This is a genomic window from Pseudomonas sp. EL_65y_Pfl2_R96, assembly GCF_963970905.1.
GTDB lineage: Bacteria > Pseudomonadota > Gammaproteobacteria > Pseudomonadales > Pseudomonadaceae > Aquipseudomonas.
Map to the genome: position 1 here is coordinate 1 of NZ_CAXAQH010000390.1, position 435 is coordinate 435.

Below are 435 nucleotides of genomic sequence, written 5' to 3' on the forward strand. Positions count from 1 at the left end.
AGCGCTGCGATCGTGCTGGCGCACGCACGCGCCCCGCACCTGCTGGTGGAACGCAGCCGCGAAACCGGCGACGCGATTTGTGGCGGCTGTCTAAGCTGGCGAACGCTCGAATCGCTACAAAAGCTTGGCGTGGAACCTGCCGCGCTGGGCCCGGCGCGGATCACCACGGTGCGTCTGATCGCGGGCGAGCGGCTGGTCGAAACGCCGCTGCGCCGCGCCGCCCACGGAGTGTCGCGCCGCCTGCTCGACAGCGTGTTGCTCCAGCGCGCGATCGATGCAGGTGCCGCTGTCGAGCGCGGCGTAGCGGCGCGGGCGATCGACGGCTTGACGGCGCGGCTCGACGATGGTGCCGACCTGGTCGGCGACGCGCTGTTCCTCGCCAGCGGCAAGCACGACGTTCGAGGCACCTCCCGCCCGGCCGAAGCGCGCGGGCAC

1 protein-coding gene is annotated in these 435 nt (G+C 72.2%); it reads left to right on the forward strand.

Features of this window, described 5'->3' with window-relative positions:
- Positions 1 to 435: NAD(P)/FAD-dependent oxidoreductase (locus tag AACY49_RS31205; RefSeq protein ID WP_339528198.1), on the forward strand; the 435-nt coding region annotated here is incomplete at both ends.